The organism is Aliivibrio sifiae (assembly GCF_002954705.1).
Taxonomy (GTDB): domain Bacteria; phylum Pseudomonadota; class Gammaproteobacteria; order Enterobacterales; family Vibrionaceae; genus Aliivibrio; species Aliivibrio sifiae_A.
On the sequence record NZ_MSCO01000001.1, the window covers coordinates 1,806,958 to 1,828,307 of the forward strand.

The window sequence follows — 21,350 nt, forward strand, 5'->3', positions numbered from 1 at the left end:
AAGTCTTCTCTACAAAAGAGAGATGGAGGCGCCTCCCGGAATCGAACCGAGGTTCACGGATTTGCAATCCGCTGCATAGCCACTCTGCCAAGGCGCCGTTGTAGCCTCAATTGGTCGACTGCTTATTTGCCACCTTCCTCTTGGGTACAGGACGCATTTTACTGATTCAGCACTTAGAGTCAACACTATTTTTGTGTTTTTGTTTCGTTTGAATAAAATGCGTTCAAAATGAATATAAAACAAACGAAAACAAGCTCTTCAGCCTACTTAAGGAGTAAGTTAATTGAAAAAATCGCTCTGATTGCAAGAAAAGATTCAATACAAAAGCTTGTGATATCAGATCACTATACATAATTTATTTTTAAGATATAAAAAAAGCGAACCTAAGTTCGCTTTTCATCTCAATTAACTAACTAATCGTCTGCATTAAGCAGATCATCTTTTGCGGCAGCTAAGTATTGAACCATAGACCAGTATGTCAAAATTGTTGCTACATAAAGCGCAACATAACCAACCCATACCATCCAATCATCATAACGCCAAATCAAAACCCATAGAGCAAACATTTGAGAAACTGTTTTTACTTTTCCAATCCATGAAACAGCAACACTTGCACGTTTACCAATTTCCGCCATCCATTCTCTGAGAGCTGAAATAATAAGTTCACGGCCAATCATTGTTATTGCAGGAATAGTAATCCAAATGGAATGGTAATGCTCAGTGATCAAGATCAAAGCCGCAGCAACCATTACTTTATCAGCTACAGGGTCTAAAAAAGCACCAAAACGAGAGGTTTGACCTAATTTTCGTGCAAGTAATCCATCCAACCAGTCTGTAAAACCTGCGACCCAGAATACCATTGCAGCAGCAACCGCTGACCATTCATAAGGTAAGTAAAAAACAACAACAAACACTGGAATAAGTGCTAGTCGGATAAACGTGAGTATATTTGGTATCGTTAATCGCATAATAATTCTTAAATTTTGGTCTGCTGATCCTATGGTGCGCTTTTTTTATCCGTGTTTCAACGCATCCTGTATTTTTTCTGCCAAAGAATGACTAATTCCAGGCACTTTGGCTATTTCTTCAACACTTGCACTTTTTAATTCTTGTAGACCACCTAAATATTGCAATAAAGCCTGTCTTCGTTTCGGGCCAACCCCTTCGATATTCTGTAACGTACTGGTTTTTCTTACTTTCGCACGTTGCGCTCGATGACCGCTAATCGCGTGGTTATGGCTTTCATCCCTAATATGCTGAATTAAATGCAGAGCTGGTGAATCACTTGGCATTGAAAATTCTTCACCCGACGTTTTAACCAAAGTCTCCAACCCATGTTTACGTGTCACTCCTTTTGCGATACCCAGTAAAAGAGGTTGTTTTGGCCAATCATCCCAATACTTAGAAATAACATCATAGGCCCTATTCAACTGCCCTTTACCACCATCAATAAAGATAATATCTGGAATTTTATCTACATCGAGTTGTTTACTGTAACGACGTTCAAGCACTTGAGCCATCGCTGCGTAATCATCGCCTCCGGTTATTCCAGTTATATTATAACGTCTATACTCTGCTTTTACTGGTCCTTCCTGGTTAAAAACAACGCACGAAGCAACTGTCTTCTCCCCCATAGTATGACTAATATCAAAACATTCCATCCGTTGAATTGACGCTAAGGATAATGCCTCTTCAAGCTGTTTAAATCTCTGGTAAATCGTTAATTTATGATTCGACTTACTCGTCAATGCCGTGAATGCATTGGTATCCGCTAATTTTAAATAACGACCTTTTATTCCTTTAGGGTTTAACTGGAAAGTCACTTTTCGACCAGAAAGTTCAGTTAATGCAGCCTCTAAACTCTCACCATTAAATTCGAAACTCGTTACCACTCGGTTTGGAATGGTTCTACCCTGAGAATGATTTAAATAGTACTGTGTTAAAAAGCTTAGAAAAACTTCATCTTTTTCTGTTTTAGCTGGAATTTTAGGGAAGAAACTACGGCTACCTAAAATCTTACCTTGCCTTATCATCAGCAAATGAACGCAAGCCAATCCATTTTCTATTGCAAAACCTAGGACGTCTAAATCATCACCACTGTCATCAGACACGTACTGCTGTTCTTGCACTCGCCTCATCGCTTGAATTTGATCGCGGATCATTGCGGCTTTTTCAAACTTCAATGACTGACTTGCTTCTTCCATTTGTTCAACTAATGTCTGGATAACTTGCCTGTCTTTTCCTTGCAAAAATAAACGAATAAAATCGGTTTGCTCTTTATATTCTTCATCATTAACAATTCCTTTTACGCAAGGAGCTAAGCAACGACCAATTTGATGCATCAAACAAGGACGGTGTCGATTTGCATAGACTGAATCTTCGCATTGACGGATAGGAAATAGTTTTTGAATTAAATGAAGACTTTCACGAACGGCTCCAGAGTCGGGATAAGGACCAAAATACTCCCCTTTTTTTCGTTTCGTACCACGATGGATAGAGATCCTTGGATGTTTATGATTGGAAATAAAAATATAAGGGTATGACTTATCATCTCTAAGCAATACATTATATTTAGGCAAATACTGCTTAATATAATTGTGCTCTAAGATGAGGGCTTCGGTTTCTGAATGTGTCACTGTTACGTCTATTTGGGCAATATGAGTAACAAGAGCTTTTGTTTTTTCTGAAGGGATATTACTGCGAAAATAGCTAGATAATCGCTTTTTTAAATCTTTTGCTTTACCTACATAAATAACTTCAGCCTCAGTGTTATACATTCGATAAACACCGGGCTGATGAGTTACAGACTTTAAGAAAGCATTTGAATCAAAAGAAGGCACTACAATGTCTCAGCATCTAAGATACCATGACGAATAGCTAAATGAGTTAATTCAACATCACCGCTTATGTTCAATTTACTAAATAATCGATAACGATAGCTGTTTACTGTTTTTGGGCTTAAATTTAGCTGTTCAGAAATATCCGTTACTTTTTCGCCTTTAGTAATCATCATCATTATTTGTAATTCACGCTCTGACAACTCTTTAAATGGGTTCTCAGAATCAGGAGTAAATTGACTTAATGCCATCTGTTGTGCAATTTCTGGTGATAAGTAACGTTGTCCACTTTGTACCATACGAATAGCATTTACCATTTCGTCTGGACCAGCCCCTTTCGTTAAATATCCAGCCGCTCCAGCTTGCATCACTTTCGTTGGAAACGGATTTTCAGTATGAATAGTTAATACTATTACTTTCATATCTGGATTGAATCGTAAAATCTTTTTCGTCGCCTCTAGGCCACCTATTCCAGGCATGTTCATATCCATTAGAACAATATCTGCCTGCTCTGTTCGACACCATTTTACGGCATCTTCACCGCTGTGAGCTTCCCCTACTACTTTAATTCCACGGACGTCTTCAAGAATACGTCTAATCCCTGTGCGAACCAGCTCATGATCATCTACAAGGAAAACTTTAATCACAACTGACACTCCGACTTAAATTTACAGCTACCTCTACTGAGGTAAATTTTATGCTCTATTTTACCTTAAAAAATAAGGCTGTCTCATATTGATTATGCGTTAAGACGCAAAGTTTTACTATTAAAATAGTATTGACTTTAAGGTTCATTTACCTATCTATATCACGTATTAAAAAAATAAGTACATGAAATAAGAGAAGTAAATTTCAACCTTATTATTACATCAATATACAATAAAAACATTCGTTAAAATAGACCTAATTGCGACGCAGATAACTGCGTAAAATCTAAACCAATAAAAGGCAATATCCCATCCGCAATCGGTTTTAATTGTTTTTCAACATAGTGATCGTAATCTATTGGATTTTTTAGATACTCTATAGGCTCAGGCCCTGCGGTTGTAATGATATATTCAATCCAACCACCATATTTATATTGAGGTGGCTTCCCCATTTTTTGACGATAATGATCAGCCAGCCTCGCCGCTTTAACATGAGGGGGGACATTCTTTTGGTAATCATCTAGTTTTCGTCTTAATCGTTTTCTATAGATTAATTGACTATCTAGCTTTCCTGATTTCGTATCATCGACATAAGTACGAACATAATCTTTGACTTCTTGCTGATGAAAAACTTTATCAAATAATACTTTTTGGAACGTTTGTGACAAAGGCGTCCAATCCGTTCTTACTGTCTCTAGCCCTTTGAAAACAATCTCTTCTTTACCATTTTTTCTAATCAATCCGGCATAACGTTTTTTTGAACCCGTTTCTGAACCTCGAATTGTTGGCATCAAAAACGTACGATAATGTGTTTCATATTCAATCTCTAAGGCAGAATCAATGTTGTAAGTCGATACTAAATGCTGTGTCCACCACTGATTAATATGCGAAACCAAGCCCTGTCCTATATCATCCGCTTCTTCTGATGACATTGCTTTTCCTAAGGTAACAAATGTCGAATCTGTATCACCATAAATAACCTCATAACCTCTTTCTTCAATTAGCTCTCGAGTCGTTTTCATTATTTCATGTCCACGCATCGTAATTGAAGATGCTAATCGATGATCAAAGAATCGACATCCAGATGAGCCTAAAACGCCATAAAAAGAGTTCATGATTATCTTAATTGCTTGAGAAAAAGCTTTCTCATTATTACGTTTTGCTTCGTCTCTCGCAGACCACAATGATTCAATTAGTACTGGTAAGAAGTGTTTTTTTCTATGAAAACGCCCACCTCTAAAGCCTTCAATCGCTTGTTCTTCTTCTTTTCCTATCTCTTGTTTTAATCCTTCAATCAAACCAAGAGGGTCAATTCTAAATGTTCGAATGATTGAGGGGTATAATGATTTAAAATCTAGAACAAGCACTGATTCATATAAACCCGGTTTTGAATTCATAACATAGCCACCAGGGCTTGCTATCCAACTTTCACTCTCTAAGTTTGGCGCGATATAACCCGAGCGATGCAACCTTGGTAAATATAAATTAGTAAAAGCGGCAACAGACCCTCCTATACGATCTAATTCCACACCTGTTAATTTAGTTCGTTCAATAACAAACTCAATCAAATGGGTTAATTCAAAGATACGGGTAACCAAAATACAGTCTTGTAAGTTATATTTAGCGAGCGATTGCTTATCTTCACGATACATTCGATTAATTTCACCCATACGAACACTTGGGTCATGTATCGATTTACCTTCATTCAGTAACTCTTGCGCTACTGACTCTAAAGACCAACTCGAAAAGTGATATGTCGCGGTTTTAAGTGCATCGATACCATCTAAAACCACTCTTCCAGGAAAAGAAAGAAAGCCTTGTTGACGGTTTTTATCTGAATCTCGCCAATATAATGTGCTATTACCCCTACCAATTCGAAAAGCTAGGTTATGCCATTTAGCTCGTTGAATTAATAATCTAAAGTCAAAATTAATAACGTTCCACCCAATAACAATATCAGGGTCAAATGTCTGAAACCAATGTTCAAGAGCTAGTAACAGTTCTTTTTCATTATCTACCCATTGAATAGATTGAGCCGAATTTTCAGGTTCTCCCACCATAATTATTCGAGAGTCTAAATCACTATGGAGTGCCACCGAATACAAAATGCCTTTTTCAGAACATTCGATATCAAGCGAGACTTTGGTGAATTGAGGGGAGATGGGAGCTGATTTTATTTTAACATTGCGGTATTCAATATAACCTTTCTTCTGTATCGCGGTTCCTATAAAATTCAAACCGCCACAAATAAAACGCTCCATTAAATAGCGGTCAGCTAATCGAATATCACTTTCAAAAATAGGCAAATCGGCATGTTCAAGCAATTGACTTACTTGACGTTTTTGTTGAGTCGTTGAAAAGTAAAGACCGACAACAGGTTGATGGTGAAAGGTTGCTAACTGGGTTTCCTTGATAAGATAACGAATGTTCTCTAATTTCAGTAAAGATTCATATTCAGGTAAGCGTTCTTTCAAAATAAAAGCAACGGCTTGTTCATTCTCAATCAATAGATGTGCGATATGACCATCACATTTAACCCATAAATCAATCAAAGTATTAGAGTTTATCTCTTTATTTTGTCGAGTAAGTAAAAAACCACTCTGATATGAATTCAATGCTTACCCTATTCTTCTTTCAATTTTATTAAACTCACTGACAACCCAACCACCAAATTCTTCTAATAAAGCAACAGTTGAACGCTTAGGGATTTTGCGTCCTTTTAATAACATGACGACCCTTTCAATTTCAGTTTGTTTTTCTGGATAATATTCCAAAAACTTTCGAGCACAAAGTACTGGGTGATCATACCAGCCCTTATCCTTATGCATAACTAAAGAATAGCAGCTTCGTAATAATTTTTTTGCTATCGTTTTCTGTTGTTCCACTTGAACATTGATGTTGGTACTACCTGATATTTTTTTAGTGTATACCTGTAACCATTCCTCTATGTCCATATTCATATTTTTTGCGATCTCCCAACTTGGTTCAAAATCACCAAATCGTGTAGATAAATCATCACCGAAAACACAAACACAGCAATGACGAAGCCAAAAACCCCAACTGAATATGGATTCTAACTGCAATACCTCATTTACTTCTCCAATAGTAAACATAATCCCAGTTATTTGAGGGTACTTAGATTGAAACCTTACCTTAATTGTATTAATTAAAGTTTGTTCTTTATTGGTTAAAGGAACTGTTGTTATCAATGTTACATCTAAATTAGAGCGTCCAGGAATCGCTTCACGCCTTGCTACACTGCCATATAAATAAATACTATGAATCGATTTAGGTACAGCAGAGCGAACATGGACTATAAGATCTTGAATGACAGGCTCGAATTCTTTTTGAAAGGGTGAATGTTTATCAATATTAGGTAAAGTATAACGAGACACAAAGCACTCCAATCAGTATAGATAAGAGAGTCATGATCGCGATTTAAGGAATAAAAAGCAATAAAAAACCGGCCATGATGGCTAATGCCGATCAGTTAGTCACTTTATTGAGTAATTATGCACTATTTATTCAATGTCTAATAGATATGGCAAAGTACCCGTTAAGAGAGTGAAAGATAGATACAACAAGGGCTCCAGAATGATTGTAATAAATTCGTCTGAAGCCCTTGTTTTTATTGATGTTCGCTTAACTGACTGGCATTAGCCATGATGGCCGGTTTATTTATAACTAAAAGACGCTTACGCTGTTACAGTACGCTTTTTAGACAGAACCATTAAACCACTACAAACAAAGATAAATGCAGCAGTAGAAGCAAGGAATGCCATCAATACAGAACCTGTAAAACCAAGAGCAATATAGCCAACCGCAGAAACAGCAGCAATTGATAATGCATAAGGTAATTGAGTTGCAACGTGATCAATATGGCTACAACGAGCACCAGTTGAAGAGAGAATCGTCGTATCTGAGATTGGAGAACAATGGTCGCCAAATACAGACCCAGCCAATACAGCACCTAGCATTGGTAAGATTAGCGTAATATCTGTTGCTCCAGCCATGTCACCTGCGATTGGAAGCATGATGCCGAATGTACCCCATGAAGTACCTGTACTGAATGCCATTAAGCCAGACAGTAAGAATAAAATAACAGGGATCCAGTGAATACCAATACTGCCTTGCGCTAAACTAGATAAGTAGGAGCCCGTTTGCATATCACCAATTACAGAACCAATTGTCCATGCAAAGAATAAGATCAGAATTGCACCAAACATAGACTTAGCACCGATCCACATTGTTATAGCGATATCTTTAATATCAATACCTTGACGGAATACAGTAAGTAATGCAGCCGCTAAACCGATTAGGCCACCGTAACATAATGAAGCACCAACATCTGTATTTTCAAATGCACCAAGAATATTAAATTCTTTACCGCCGCCAATTAATGCTTGAGCACCAGTATAAATCATGAAGAAAATAGTCGCTACGATAAGTACGATAATAGGGAAAATCAAATCTGATACTTTACCCGTTTCACTTTCCGTAATATTTAGCTCTTCATTTAAATCTTTAGATTCAGCATTAACCGCTTGATCATCAAATCCATTACCACGCGCTGCTTCATTTTCATGATCGCGCATTGGACCAACATCCAATTGAAACCAAACAACGGTAAATACCATTAATAAAGCAAACACTGCATAAAAGTTCATTGGGATTAAACGTACATAAGCGCCTAATGCCGAATATTCAGTCACACCATGGGAAACTAAAATGCCACCAATAATAGTAATAATGTAAGCACCCCAGCTTGACGCAGGCATTAACACACACATTGGAGCAGCCGTTGAATCTAGAATATAAGCAAGCTTGGCTCTTGAAACATAAAAACGGTCAGTTACAGGGCGGGATATTGAACCAACAGCTAAGCTATTAAAATAATCATCAACAAAAATGAAGACACCAAGAAAAGCAGCAAGTAGTTTTGCACCACGTTTACTTTTAATTCTTGTTTGTGCCCATTCTGCGAATGCACGAGTACCACCAGAAAGAGTCAGCAGTGCTGTTGTCATACCTAATAATATTAGGAAGGCAACAATACTCATATTCCAAGTATTAATAGAACCATCATCGATGAAAACACCTTTAACAGAACTAAAAGTATAAGATGCAGTGCCAGAAATGGAGTAATTAGACAGCAAAATTGCGCCTAAAACGATACCTACACCAAGAGAAAGTAATACTCGGCGTGTAACAATTGCTAAACCCAAAGCCACTAATGGGGGCAATATTGATATCGGAGAATTTGAAAAATCAGCTAAGTTCATGATCTACAACAACCAGTTTGGTTGGAGATCTACTGTTGACACGGCAATGCCGTTATAAAGGAAGTGAATATTAAAACATTTCCCCACAGTAGCGCTCCATAGTTAAAAAATAAAATTGACTATGGCAGTGTTATTCCTTTTCGAAATAACCCCAGCTAACGCGTTTGATGAACGTCATTAACTTCGGCATTGGCTCCTTTCGATTGTTGTCATAGGAATCACCCTCAAACAATCTACTCTTAGGCAATGCGCCTCTACCCGTTTAGGTGGAAGTCATTGTACGGACTGAACACAATTTTGCAATACTATATCTGAGTATTTTAACATTAGATTATCAGCTAACTAGAATGGGATACTCTATCAATATTTAATTACAATTTTTACAATCATAAGGATCCACTCTTAATATTCTTATCATTAAGATAGTTTTTATTTATTTATCAAAAAAATTGTTATATTATTTTCTTGTTATATAATAATTCTATTATCAAAAATAAATTATGGAATCAAAAATGTCTGATACTATTAAAACACTGCTAAACTTACGTAGCCTACGCGTACTATCTCGTGAAATGACACTTGAGCAATTAGAAGAAGCACTTGAAAAACTACAATCAGTTGTAGCAGAACGTCAAGAGTCAGAAGCTGAAGAGCGCTCTCAACTTGCTGAAAAACAAGCAAAACTTGAAGAGTTCCGTCAAATGATGATTGAAAGCGGTATCGCACCAGAAGACCTATTAGATACAATGTCTTCTACAACAGTTAAAACTAAGCAAAAACGAGCTCCTCGTCCTGCTAAATATAAGTTCTTAGACCATGCAGGTGCTGAGAAAACATGGACAGGCCAAGGCCGAACTCCATCAGCTCTTCAAACTCAACTTGATGCTGGTAAATCTTTAGAAGATTTCTTAGTTTAATCATAGCGTATAATTTTTATATAAAGGGCCATTCTATAATAGAACGGCCCTTTTTATTTATGGCTGAACACTATCAACTTTCATAATTTATATCTCTAGTTTGGAAAGCATAGATAAACATGACGGTAATGGATTAATTCAAAACCACCATTTATATTTTTAGAATACGTATGCTATACCAACGTTACCTGTAGAGCTCGTCGTATGTTCTATCATAGGGCTATCCTCTAAATTTCCTTCTAGATTAACATAGCGAAAACCACATGTAACACGAACATTTGGTGTTACATGAAAATACGTTGATAAACCAATAAAAAATTGCCCATCCCAGTCAGCATCAAATTGATTAATTGCACCATTTGTTCTTTGAGATTCTTCCAAAGATACTCCATATAAATGATTATTCAGCTTTTCACTATTATATGAATAACCAAACGACGGAGTTATCGCCCACCCTTTTCCTCTAATAGGTAAACGCCAGGCTGCTTCTGCATATATCCCATTATGAGCACGTCCAACATCAGTTCCACCGGTTAATTCAACAATACCTACAGAGTAATCATTTGATAACTAACGCCGCCTAAAATAGAGTTCTTACGCTCATCTAACTGTTGCATAGCTATATTATCAGAGTCTTCAGGTTGAAATGTACGTGGGTCATACATAAAACGAAATATAATATTTTGTGGGGTACCTACAGGGTATAAGCGATATCCCCCACTAAACCCACGTAAAAAGATATGCTCTCCCTCATAGCCGATCACAGGAATAATGGTCGTATTAGAGGAAGTATTTTTATAGAATGAAGGAGAATAAGCAGCAGCAGCACCAATCGACCACTGAGAAATTTGAGCATGTGCGTTGACAGCAACGGCAAGTGCTGCACCAACAATCAATCTACTTATTACTCTATTCACAACAACAACCTTTTAGTACTTTATATAATTTACAATGATGTAATTTAACATTAACTCACACACTATACAGTACTCAATACCTTTTCATGGTTTTTTAGCTTTACTATTTGCGGTTCTTCCCTATTTACTTATTTGTAAGCGTAAAAAAGGCAGGTTTAATAACCTGCCTTTTAATATATTTTTAGATAATTATATTAACGATCATCTTCTCTAAAGTTACTTGGTAAATTTAATTTCATCTCATTCCAAATAAGATTACCTTCAATACCATATTGACGCATTCTTGGCATGACAGCATCTTTTCTTTCTTCTTCACAGATCTGCTTTAAATCACGATAAAACTGCAGTGCAAGTTCACGAGCCTCAGGGTTCGAAAAGTAATAACTGCCTACGCGTGCATACAGCTTTTTAAGGCCATTAAAAATTAAACCATAGATTTGATTTCCAGATTTAAATGCTACGCCTTGAAAAAGCATATAATCATAATAATTAAATGTTTTAGCGATTAAAATTTCTTCACGCTTCGCAGGATCTTTTTCATTATCTTCTTTTACTTCAGCTTTAATCTTTACACCATAAGGAGAAGCATCAATAAAAGCATTCCAGTTTTCGGAAGCTAATAGTTGTTCACAAGAATCAATTACACGATTAAGGGTACGTAAAGAGCCTTCTTTATTCGTTTTAAATGCTTGCCTTATAAAGATACAACTAATATTAGTTCTCGCCGCTAGCAAGTCTTCTACGATAGAAGTCGCATTATTTGCATCAACTAAAGTCATCAATGTATCTAAAATATGAAGGCCAGATGTCTCCATATAATCATTTACTTTTGTTGGCTTACCATGCTGAATTGTTAACCAACCATCGCGAGCTAAACGTTGCAAAACTTCACGTAATGTCGTTCTAGTTACACCAATTAACTCTGAAAGCTCACGCTCTGCAGGTAAAATAGACCCAGGTGGAAAACGACCATTCCAAATACTTTCAATAATGTATTTTTCAGCAAATGCTGCAGGACTTTTTGCCTTAATAACCATACAAGTTTACAATCCGTTTTTTATATAAAATAACTTTACTCATCATACCACTAGTTCAATAAATTCTTAACCACTTATTAATTCAAATCTCTATTTATACACATTTCTCCCACTTTTAAGCATTAATTCCCCTGAATAATCAATACTGATAACGCTTTTTTTTTATGTGTTTTATAGGTTTTGCCAATAAAACCGAGCAAAGGCACATTTTGATCAATTTACCTATTTTCAAATATTGACTATTGATTAATAAAGAGTAAAGTTCAGTCGTTTACTCTAGGGTTAGGTCTGTTTAGGTAGTTATTTGGCAAAATAGTAAAATTTAGTTTTGTTGTTTTTCTAAATAGTTGTTTATCCTTAATAATAACAATACGTTAGGCGATTATTATCAACTCCCTACTTACCCCTATTTTTTATATAACCAACGTAACAATGTAGAGAGCATCACATGTCTATTTCGCTAGGGAATGCATTTATCAAAAACTTTCTTGGTAAAGCCCCCGACTGGTACAAACTTGCAATACTGTCTTTTTTAATTATCAACCCTTTTGTTTTCTTTTTGGTCGACCCGTTTACTGCAGGTTGGCTATTAGTTATTGAATTCATTTTTACCTTAGCGATGGCATTAAAATGTTATCCTCTACAACCTGGTGGCTTGCTCGCTATTGAAGCCATTGCCATTGGTATGACAAGTGCTGAGCAAGTGAAGCATGAACTTGTTGCTAACATTGAAGTGCTTTTACTTCTTGTATTCATGGTTGCTGGTATCTACTTTATGAAGCAATTGCTTCTATTTATTTTTACCAAAATACTAATTGGCATCAAATCTAAACCAGCCCTATCTGCTGCATTTTGTTTCACAGCAGCTTTCTTATCAGCTTTCCTTGATGCATTAACAGTTATTGCTGTTGTTATCAGTGTTGCTGTTGGTTTTTATGCGATTTATCACCGTGTTGCTTCAGGGCAAGGCGGGACACCAAGCCACGATCATACGTGTGATTCAAATGTAACTGATGACTTAACTCGTGATGACTTAGAAAACTACCGTGCATTTTTACGTAGCTTACTTATGCATGCAGGTGTAGGTACTGCCCTTGGTGGTGTAATGACAATGGTCGGTGAGCCTCAAAACCTAATCATTGCAGATCAAGCAGGTTGGATGTTTGGCGAGTTCATCATTCGAATGCTACCAATTACAGCACCTGTATTTGTTTGTGGAATGCTAACCTGTGTTGCGGTTGAGAAATTAGGTATATGCGGTTACGGTGCAAAGCTGCCTATTAATGTTCGAAATATTCTTGAAGAATATGAATCAGAAGAACGTAAAAACCGTACTAATATCGATAATGCTAAACTCATTATTCAAGCCGTTATTGCGGTTTGGTTAATTGTCGCTCTTGCGCTTCATTTAGCTGCCGTTGGTCTTATCGGTCTATCTGTTATTATCTTAGCGACGGCTTTCACTGGAGTGATAGAAGAACACTCAATGGGGAAAGCTTTTGAAGAGGCCTTACCTTTTACCGCTCTATTAGCTGTTTTCTTCGCGGTTGTTGCTGTAATTATCGATCAGGAGCTATTTAAACCTATTATTGATGCAGTACTCGCTGTTGAAGATAAAGGCACTCAACTTGCTCTATTCTATGTTGCTAATGGTGTACTATCGATGGTTTCCGATAATGTATTCGTTGGTACCGTTTATATCAACGAAGTAAAAAGTGCATTACTAGATGGCCAAATTACTCGTGACCAATTTGATTTATTAGCGGTAGCAATCAACACAGGTACCAACTTACCATCAGTGGCAACACCAAATGGCCAAGCTGCATTCCTGTTCTTGCTAACATCAGCACTTGCTCCATTAATTCAATTATCATACGGGCGTATGGTGTGGATGGCCTTACCATATACAATTGTACTAGCCCTTGTTGGTTTATTTGGTATTGTTTTCTTCCTTGAACCGATGACAGCAATGTTCTACGATTTAGGATGGATTACACATGGTGCAATAGAAAGTGCAACTTCTGCGATTTCTAGTGGTCATTAATAAGGTATAATCACTTTTGATAAAAAGGCTCTGTATATACGGAGCCTTTATTTTTACAAGGAATAAAAATGCAAACCCTTAACCACTTTTCTCGCATTCGCTTATCTTGGCTTTTATTACTTCTATGTATTGCCTTTTTTGAAGCAGCAGCCCTTACTTTTCAGCATGTAATGAAACTACCACCATGTGTTATGTGTATTTATGAGCGTGTCGCTATGATGGGAATTGGAGGCGCTGCAATTATTGGATTATTAAATCCAAATAATCTTATTATTCGTTGGTGTGGATTCATTGCTTGGGGAGTAAGTGCTGGTTGGGGCTTAAAACTAGCGATGCAACATGTAGATTTTCAACTTAACCCATCACCTTTTGCAACTTGTGATTTATTTGTACAATTCCCTTCATGGGCACCTCTAAATAAGTGGGCCCCTTGGATGTTTGAAGCATATGGTGATTGTAGCAAAATTGTTTGGCATTTCTTAACGCTAACTATGCCTCAATGGTTGGTTATTATCTTTGCAGGTAATTTGGTCGCTTTAACTATTTTTGTTATTGCCCAATTTTTTAATAAAAAAGAAATATAACAACCTTTGGATTTGACACAAAAAAGCCATCAATGAGTTGATGGTTTTTTTTCTATTTTTCACTAATACCATTCTGGATAAGTAGTTGTTCAGATAATTGCGTAGGAAAAATCGATTAGAGCAAGGCATAAATTACAGTAACTAGTGGTTCTAATTACACCTAATTTTTGCAATAAAAAGGTATAACGCAGATATAATCGATTTAAACAAGCAAGAATGATCAAATACTTATGTAGATTGGTATAAAAGATAAGCTTAGTGTTATTTCCCACAACACTTCTTAAATTTCTTGCCGCTTTCACACGGACAAGCATCATTACGACCCACATCTTTATATGGGTTTACCTTTTGGCCTTTATAACCAATTTGGTATTCATCCGCAGCCATTGCAACTTCCTGTATCATAAAATCAATTTTAGGTAACATCTGCTCTAGCGTTGGCGGCGTATCAATTCCGTTTTCTGCCATTTGACGATGCGTTTCTTCTTCATCAACCGCAAGCATCATGGTTGTTAATAATGCAGATAACATGCGTGTTGTTCCATCAGCAACTTGAAGATCAGTCCATAGCTCTTCTATCACAGGCCATAAAGTCATAAACCCTCCAGCGAAATCAGAAAGTTGCTCAAGATCATCAAAATTAACCACTTTTGTCACTTCATATTCATTACGTTTAAGTAGTAAATATTGATGCTCTATTTGCTGAGAAATTGGCTTCGTCATTTTAAGTGCATTATCCGCACCAATAATGTCACCTAACCACGCCTCTGGAGCCAATGGCTTCGTTGCCATATTTGCGGCAAGCACTGCGCCTTCAAGAAAAAGGCTAGAGCAGCTCAAATCAACGCCATCAAGCGTAATTAATTGATACTTCATGATTTATTCACTTCTGAAATTAAGTTTTCGGCGTAGTATAGCGTAAATAATTATTAGAACCTAAATGCTGTTATATTTTTTATTTTGTTGTCGAGAAATGTTATGAAAAAAAGTCGAGGATTCACCTTAATTGAGTTAATCGCGGTTATTATTATTTTGGGGATTTTAGCAGTTACTGCTGCTCCGAAATTTTTAAGTTTACAAGATGATTCACATAAATCTAGAGCCGCTGGGGTATTTTCAGCCTTCACTGCTGCTGTGAACTTGTACAATGAAGCATGGGTCTTACAAGGTGAGCCTTCTGCAAGTTCAGCGGTTGGCGTTATTTTTGCTGACGATACTATTTACCCATCAAATAAAGGCTTTCCATTAGGTACTACCTATCATGGAAAAATTACAGGTGAAGGTTGCGGTGAACTTTGGAACGCACTATTAAATCAAGATTTAACTATTGCTCCATACAAAGGAGATAATTTTGTCACCACTAGTGCAGATATAGAATATTGGTATGGATCACCTATCGCAGGCAAACCACAAGCATGTATGTATTACTATACATCAGATATATCAAATACAAATCAGCTCGGTTATCAATTAAATTACTTTCCTTCTACAGGCGAGACGATAACTAAAAGCTATAATAAAGGAAGTAAGTGACATCCCTCCCCTTTCCCCCTACAATCCCACCTCCAATAAAAGAGGTGGGATATGCAAGTAATACTAGGCCCTATGGAGGGTGTTCTTGATCATTTAATGCGTGAGCTATTAACAGAGATTAATGATTATGATTTCTGTGTAACAGAATTTGTTCGAATCGTTGACCAACTCTTACCCCCTCATGTTTTCCACCGCATCTGTCCAGAGCTACATAACAACAGTAAAACCAAATCTGGTACGCCAATTCGCCTACAATTATTAGGGCAAGAGCCTAATTGGATGGCTGAAAATGCAGCTCGCGCTATTGATCTTGGATCCGACGGCATTGATTTAAATTTTGGCTGCCCAGCAAAAGCCGTAAATAAAAGCCGAGGCGGGGCTGCGCTATTAAAAGAACCAAAATTAATTTATCAGGTAGTCAAAGCGTGTAGAGATGCAGTACCCAATGATAAAAAAGTGACTGCAAAAATTCGTTTAGGTTGGGAAAAACCGGAAGAATGCTTTGCCATTGCGGATGCAATTAAACAAGCGGGTGCGAACGAATTAACAATTCATGCAAGAACCAAAGTCGATGGCTACAGAGCCGAAGAAATAAAATGGGATTACATAGACCAAGTTCGCCAAAAAGTAGATATACCAATTATTGCTAATGGTGAAATTTGGAACTACGAAGATGGTCAGCGTTGTATTGCCGCTACAGGTATTGATTCATTAATGGTATGCAGAGGCGCGTTTAACGTTCCTAATTTAGGGAATGTAGTAAAACACAATCACGCCGCCATGCCATGGCCTGAAGTGATTGCATTATTAATTCATTACTCTAAATTACAAATGGCAGGTGACAAAGGTCAATATTACTCTAACCGAGTAAAACAATGGCTCGTTTATCTTCGTCAAGAATACTCTGAAGCCAAAGATATCTTTATGGATATTCGAAGCCATAAAAAATCAGAACCTATTGTTCTACGCCTACACCAAGAATTAGAACGAGTAAGCTAAGTGTAGTTGGCCGAGTTTATGAGAAATAAACTCGGTTCTTTCCTTCTTCTTTTGCTTTATAAAGCAAATCATCTGCTTTTTTAATCACATTTTCAAAAGAAAAGTCTTGATGAGAATCGATAATTGTCACGCCACCAGACACAGTAAAACCACCAGTTACCACCTTACCTGACGAATCTTGAATTGACTTTCTGACACGTTCACAGACACTTTCAATACTGGCTTTTGATTCTGCATTAATACAGATAACAAACTCCTCCCCACCGAATCGTGAGACAATATCGCTATCTCTGACACTTTTATTCAGTATTTTAGCCATATATTTAATCGCTTCATCACCCACATCATGACCAAACACATCATTAATTTGCTTAAAGTCATCAATGTCGTACAGAGCAAAACCGACAAATTTCTTAACCACTCGATCTTGTAAACTCATTTCAAAACCACGTCGATTATAAAGTCCTGTCATTGGATCCTGTTTTGCCAAATCTCGGTAATATCGATGAGATAAACGGCTTTGATAATAAAAAATAAGTAAAACAGCTAGAATATAAGTAACACCAATTAAGGTTAATGTTTTAGCATCATGCAGAATAAAACCCATAACTTCTTCTTTGATCGAACTTTTATAGTATAAAAAATAAGTAAAATTCGTATTTTTAAGAGTAATAGGTTGCATAAATTTATATTGTTCAAAATGCTCATATTCATCGCTATCTAATAATTGAATATGCTTAGATACTTCACTGTCTGAATGCAAAAGTTTATCTACCGATAAATCGATAACCAAAACACCTTCAAATAAGTTTTTATAATATATAGGAGTTGAAAAGGTCAGCACTTCTAAACCATCAAAAAAAGCATCGGTATAAGGAGGTGTGAACGTAATATACTTTTGATTATCATTCTTCATACTGTTTTTCCAGTATGGCCGTGAATAGATGGTTTCTAAACTTTGTTTAGTTAAATTCTCAGCAATCGTTCTTGGTGAAGAAATAATATATTTATATTTAGAAATGAAATAGATGCCATGAAGATAGTTTTCATAATCATGAATAAAAGAAATAACAGGAGCGAGCGTCATTTTTTTAGAGACTAATTGATATAATTCTGATTTTGGATCGCATAACTCTTCAATGCCTGCAATGCTGTAGTCTAATCGAGTTTCAGGTACAGAGACCTCTTGACTCTCCATTACGGCTTCTAGGTTGTTATTCGGGTGAATAACACATAAACCAGCCTCGTCATCGATTTGAATATTATGGTTATAAAATTTACCAGTACTGTGCTTATAAAGCTGAGATAAATTGTAATCAAGCGAGATCATTACTTTTATTGAACGCTGTAAAGAATCAATAATACGATCATATTCACGGTTAACTTGTCTTTTAACTGTGCTAATATGATTATTTAAAACAATACTTAGGATTAGCACTAAAAATAGCGTCGGGATCATGAAGACATGTTTTAAATTTAGCTTTGGCATATATAAATTCTTAACAGAAAATGAACAGCTATAATACCTATATTTCTGTGAAAGATCTTGCAGAAACAAGATCTTTTACATTTACATGACAGTATATTGACGCCAAAATAATGGAAACACTTATTTAACTAATTGAGATAATAACGATATCTCTGCGCTTTCAAACTTTCTATTATCAACCATCATTTCAATCTCTTTTGGATTGTATTTATCGCCGTTATAAACAACGACAATACTTTCATCTCCTGGTTGCAAAAAATTGCTTTCTCCAAACTCTGTATAGCGTGTTGCACCAATACTAATAATCGCTTGCTCTGGATAATTGGCCTCAGACAAATAACAAGCGAGATTTTCTGCTGGCCCTTCATCTTTTTGATTGTTCATTCGATCAATCATCCAATCATTCAGTTGCTCATGGAAGTAGCTATAATCAATCGCAGCACTGTCTTCTCCATATCGATTCATTTGACCGTTACGAATATGAAAACTTGCAATACGGTAGGAGTCTAGCTCACATCCTTTAGTGAACGAAGTTAACTCAATAAAATCTTGTGAGATCCCTTTGGTATTTTCACCCCAGTTTTTCTTCTCACTTATCTTTTTTGCATTGGGCTTTCTAATTGAACAATCATTGTATGCCGCAAACTTCACAGGGGTTAAGGCCACCACTTTATTGTCTTGATAAGTGATATCAAAAACGATCGCGATCTCTGGTTCAATTTGTAGATTATCAGCGTCATTAGGTGGAATAATAGAATCAGACGACAAAGGATATTGAGATAAGAATCCTGCTTGTTGTGATGGGATATAAAATGGAAACAGTGCTTTTGGTTGAATGGCATTTTCAACTTTCACATTTAAAAAATCAGTTGCTTCCCCTGCTTGCTCCAGATGCCCAGCAAAGTTCCCTGCTACACCAAAACCAATTGCATGCTTAAATGTCATATTGCCTTCTTAATTATTTTAAAAGTAACAATTTAAGAAGGCACCTTAATTTATTCTTCTGTTTTATGCGATGATGCGGATCTAATTTTATGATTTCTTTGCTTTTCTACGTCGTTTAAATTGCGGTTTTACTGGGCTTTTAAGCGTTCTTAATGAATCAGGAATTGGACCCTGCTGCACACCCTGCATAAAATTCATCACTTTTGTTTCTAGCGCTGCCATAAAGGGGCGATATGAACAGGTTCTTTCTGTCATCCCTTGTAATTGAAACTCCCAATGTGCAGTCATATCAGGATAACTTGCCTCATTTGGAAGTGCATGAATCAATCCTTTACCAGCGTCACTTGCATGAATGTTTTTACCATTACGAATTAATAACTGACGTTTAAATAAAGTACCTAATATCCCCGCTCGAGTGGCCTCTGTTCCTAATCCATCGGTATCTCTTAGGATCTTTTTCAGCTCTTTATCTTCAACAAAACGAGCGATACCTGTCATGGCTTGTAATAAAGTTGCTTCAGTGAAATATTTAGGTGGCTCGGTCATCTTGTGTTTTATTTCACCTTCACGACACGTATGTACTTCGCCTTTTTTAAGCGGAGGAACTTTGTTCGCTACATCATCATCGCTATTCTGTGTTTGATTTTTACCAAGTAATACTCGCCATCCAGAAAACAACATTTGCTTTCCTTTGGCTGCAAATACGCCCCCTGCAATATCAAACACCAATTCAGCTTCGGCATAAACGGCGGCAGGATAGAATTGCATTAGATATTGGCGCGCAATGAGGTGATATACTTTTTCTTCAAATCCAGACAACCCTGCTGAACCACTGGATTTTGGAGTAGGAATAATCGCATGGTGAGCATCAACTTTACTGTCATTCCATGCTCGTGATTTCAACGTTAAATCGGCATTGGTTACTGCGCTAGACAATTGCTTATCGTTATTACCAATTGCAGCGCATACTTGTTCACGCTGTTTATAATGATCTTTGGGTAAGTGACGGCTATCTGAGCGTGGATAAGTGATTAATTTGTGCTTTTCATATAAAGCCTGACAAGCATCCAATACTTGCTGTGCGCTTAGGTTATATCGTTTTGCAGCATCAATTTGTAGTGACGATAATGAATAAGGTAAAGGCGCATTTTGCTTGGTTTCTTTATTTTCAGCCTTAGTGACGGTCGCTGGTTGAGTCGCAATTCTCTGAGCTACGTTTTCGACCAATTTCAGACTGAGCACGCGCCCTTCTTCGTCTTGCCATTGCTGGCACGCTTCACTTGGCTTCCACTTCGCTCGAATATCAAACGCTTGTCCGTCATTCAACTGAGGATTTTGATAAGGAATTAATGCGTCTAAGGTGAAATACGCTTTAGGAACAAAATTAGCAATCTCTTCATCACGACGAGTCACTAAACCTAATACAGGCGTTTGTACACGGCCTACGGATAATACGCCTTGATAACCACCACGTTGACCTAATAAGGTATAAGCACGAGTCATGTTCATGCCATACAACCAATCGGCACGAGAGCGCGCTAAAGCTGAAATAGAGAGAGGAATAAACTCTTGGTTGCTTCGCATTGACGTTAATGCACGCTTTACTGCCGGTAAATTGAGATCGCTAATTAATAACCGTTGAGTCGCGGCTTTTTTCGTTTTAGACAGTTTTAAATAATCCAATACTTCATCAACTAACAACTGCCCTTCTCTATCAGGATCACCCGCGTGAACCACTTGAGATGCAGTTTTTAGCAGTTTGCGGATCACCGTTAATTGTTTGCTCGACGATTTTCTTGGACGAAGCTGCCACTGCTCAGGAATAATCGGTAAATGCTCCATACGCCACGATTTGTATTTATCATCATAAGCATCAGGCTCAACTTGCTCTAATAGGTGACCAATACACCAAGTTACAATGTCGCCATTACCACATTCTATGTAGCCTTGTTGATTCTTCTGTGGCTTTGCTAGGCCTGCGGCAATCGCTCGGCCTAAACTCGGTTTTTCTGCAATAAATAATCGTGACATAAAAAAGTGCTGATGTTGTGAATAACATCAACACTATACCTGTATAAATAGACAGTTATCAAGTTTTGTTGCCTAACTTGTTGGAATT

The 21,350-nt window shown here is 37.0% G+C and carries 16 protein-coding genes, 1 tRNA gene, 1 pseudogene and 1 riboswitch; of the genes and pseudogenes, 5 read left to right on the forward strand and 13 right to left on the reverse strand.

Annotation, left to right across the window (positions count from 1 at the left end; all coding sequences use genetic code 11):
• Nucleotides 1-23: 23 nt before the first annotated feature.
• From BTO22_RS07965 to BTO22_RS07995, 7 genes are all read right to left on the reverse strand, one after another.
• Nucleotides 24-97: transfer RNA gene (locus tag BTO22_RS07965), tRNA-Cys, on the reverse strand.
• 316 nt (nt 98-413) lie between these two features.
• Nucleotides 414-968 carry a CDP-diacylglycerol--glycerol-3-phosphate 3-phosphatidyltransferase gene (pgsA, locus tag BTO22_RS07970; RefSeq protein ID WP_105055036.1) on the reverse strand — a complete coding sequence of 185 codons (555 nt, stop codon included), beginning with the start codon at nt 966-968 and terminating at the stop codon, nt 414-416.
• Nucleotides 969-1,013: 45 nt separating this feature from the next.
• Nucleotides 1,014-2,840 (reverse strand): excinuclease ABC subunit UvrC, encoded by a 1,827-nt coding sequence (uvrC, locus tag BTO22_RS07975; RefSeq protein WP_105055037.1) that lies wholly within the window; start codon nt 2,838-2,840, stop codon nt 1,014-1,016.
• Nucleotides 2,840-3,484, reverse strand: a complete 645-nt coding sequence (gene uvrY / locus BTO22_RS07980) for a UvrY/SirA/GacA family response regulator transcription factor (protein WP_060991346.1) — start codon at nt 3,482-3,484, stop codon at nt 2,840-2,842. Before uvrY ends, uvrC begins: the two co-directional genes overlap by 1 nt.
• A gap of 245 nt (nt 3,485-3,729) precedes the next feature.
• The gene (locus BTO22_RS07985; protein WP_105055038.1) at nt 3,730-6,099 is read right to left on the reverse strand and encodes a DNA polymerase II; all 2,370 of its coding nucleotides are present in this window, start codon (nt 6,097-6,099) and stop codon (nt 3,730-3,732) included.
• Between the two features lie 3 nt (nt 6,100-6,102).
• On the reverse strand, nt 6,103-6,879 hold the full coding sequence (locus BTO22_RS07990; protein ID WP_105055039.1) for a nucleotidyltransferase domain-containing protein: 777 nt from the start codon (nt 6,877-6,879) through the stop codon (nt 6,103-6,105).
• A gap of 300 nt (nt 6,880-7,179) precedes the next feature.
• Complete coding sequence (locus BTO22_RS07995) at nt 7,180-8,766, reverse strand: Na+/H+ antiporter NhaC family protein (RefSeq protein WP_105055040.1); 1,587 nt, start codon at nt 8,764-8,766, stop codon at nt 7,180-7,182.
• Between the two features lie 81 nt (nt 8,767-8,847).
• Nucleotides 8,848-9,031: riboswitch (Lysine riboswitch) on the reverse strand.
• Nucleotides 9,032-9,278: 247 nt separating this feature from the next.
• Between BTO22_RS07995 and BTO22_RS08000 the strand changes: the two genes are divergently transcribed.
• Nucleotides 9,279-9,683 carry an H-NS family histone-like protein gene (locus BTO22_RS08000; protein ID WP_060991350.1) on the forward strand — a complete coding sequence of 135 codons (405 nt, stop codon included), beginning with the start codon at nt 9,279-9,281 and terminating at the stop codon, nt 9,681-9,683.
• Between the two features lie 159 nt (nt 9,684-9,842).
• Here the strand turns inward: BTO22_RS08000 and BTO22_RS08005 are convergent.
• Both BTO22_RS08005 and fadR read right to left on the reverse strand, forming a co-directional pair.
• A pseudogene (locus BTO22_RS08005) lies at nt 9,843-10,600 on the reverse strand (MipA/OmpV family protein).
• Nucleotides 10,601-10,794: 194 nt separating this feature from the next.
• Nucleotides 10,795-11,637 carry a fatty acid metabolism transcriptional regulator FadR gene (gene fadR / locus BTO22_RS08010; protein WP_105055041.1) on the reverse strand — a complete coding sequence of 281 codons (843 nt, stop codon included), beginning with the start codon at nt 11,635-11,637 and terminating at the stop codon, nt 10,795-10,797.
• A gap of 448 nt (nt 11,638-12,085) precedes the next feature.
• Between fadR and nhaB the strand changes: the two genes are divergently transcribed.
• Both nhaB and dsbB read left to right on the forward strand, forming a co-directional pair.
• Complete coding sequence (gene nhaB, locus BTO22_RS08015; protein ID WP_105055042.1) at nt 12,086-13,681, forward strand: Na(+)/H(+) antiporter NhaB; 1,596 nt, start codon at nt 12,086-12,088, stop codon at nt 13,679-13,681.
• Nucleotides 13,682-13,749: 68 nt separating this feature from the next.
• Nucleotides 13,750-14,265, forward strand: a complete 516-nt coding sequence (dsbB, locus tag BTO22_RS08020; protein WP_105055043.1) for a disulfide bond formation protein DsbB — start codon at nt 13,750-13,752, stop codon at nt 14,263-14,265.
• 261 nt (nt 14,266-14,526) lie between these two features.
• On the opposite strand, the gene BTO22_RS08025 is transcribed toward dsbB, so the two are convergent.
• On the reverse strand, nt 14,527-15,141 hold the full coding sequence (locus tag BTO22_RS08025) for an SEC-C metal-binding domain-containing protein (RefSeq protein ID WP_105055044.1): 615 nt from the start codon (nt 15,139-15,141) through the stop codon (nt 14,527-14,529).
• Between the two features lie 102 nt (nt 15,142-15,243).
• Here BTO22_RS08025 and BTO22_RS08030 point away from each other — a divergent pair, with 102 nt between their 5' ends.
• Together BTO22_RS08030 and dusC are read left to right on the forward strand one after the other, a co-directional pair.
• The gene (locus BTO22_RS08030) at nt 15,244-15,798 is read left to right on the forward strand and encodes a type II secretion system protein (protein ID WP_105055045.1); all 555 of its coding nucleotides are present in this window, start codon (nt 15,244-15,246) and stop codon (nt 15,796-15,798) included.
• 51 nt (nt 15,799-15,849) lie between these two features.
• Nucleotides 15,850-16,797, forward strand: coding sequence for a tRNA dihydrouridine(16) synthase DusC (dusC, locus tag BTO22_RS08035; protein WP_105055046.1), 948 nt, complete (start codon nt 15,850-15,852; stop codon nt 16,795-16,797).
• 16 nt (nt 16,798-16,813) lie between these two features.
• Here the strand turns inward: dusC and BTO22_RS08040 are convergent, their stop codons facing one another.
• The 3 genes from BTO22_RS08040 to BTO22_RS08050 all read right to left on the reverse strand — a co-directional run bounded on the left by BTO22_RS08040 (nt 16,814) and on the right by BTO22_RS08050 (nt 21,262).
• Complete coding sequence (locus tag BTO22_RS08040; protein ID WP_105055047.1) at nt 16,814-18,286, reverse strand: sensor domain-containing diguanylate cyclase; 1,473 nt, start codon at nt 18,284-18,286, stop codon at nt 16,814-16,816.
• 120 nt (nt 18,287-18,406) lie between these two features.
• Entirely contained in the window at nt 18,407-19,231 is an 825-nt protein-coding gene (locus BTO22_RS08045; RefSeq protein WP_105055048.1) for a DUF5718 family protein, read from the reverse strand.
• Nucleotides 19,232-19,318: 87 nt separating this feature from the next.
• Complete coding sequence (locus BTO22_RS08050) at nt 19,319-21,262, reverse strand: DNA topoisomerase III (protein ID WP_105055049.1); 1,944 nt, start codon at nt 21,260-21,262, stop codon at nt 19,319-19,321.
• Nucleotides 21,263-21,350 lie beyond the last annotated feature (88 nt).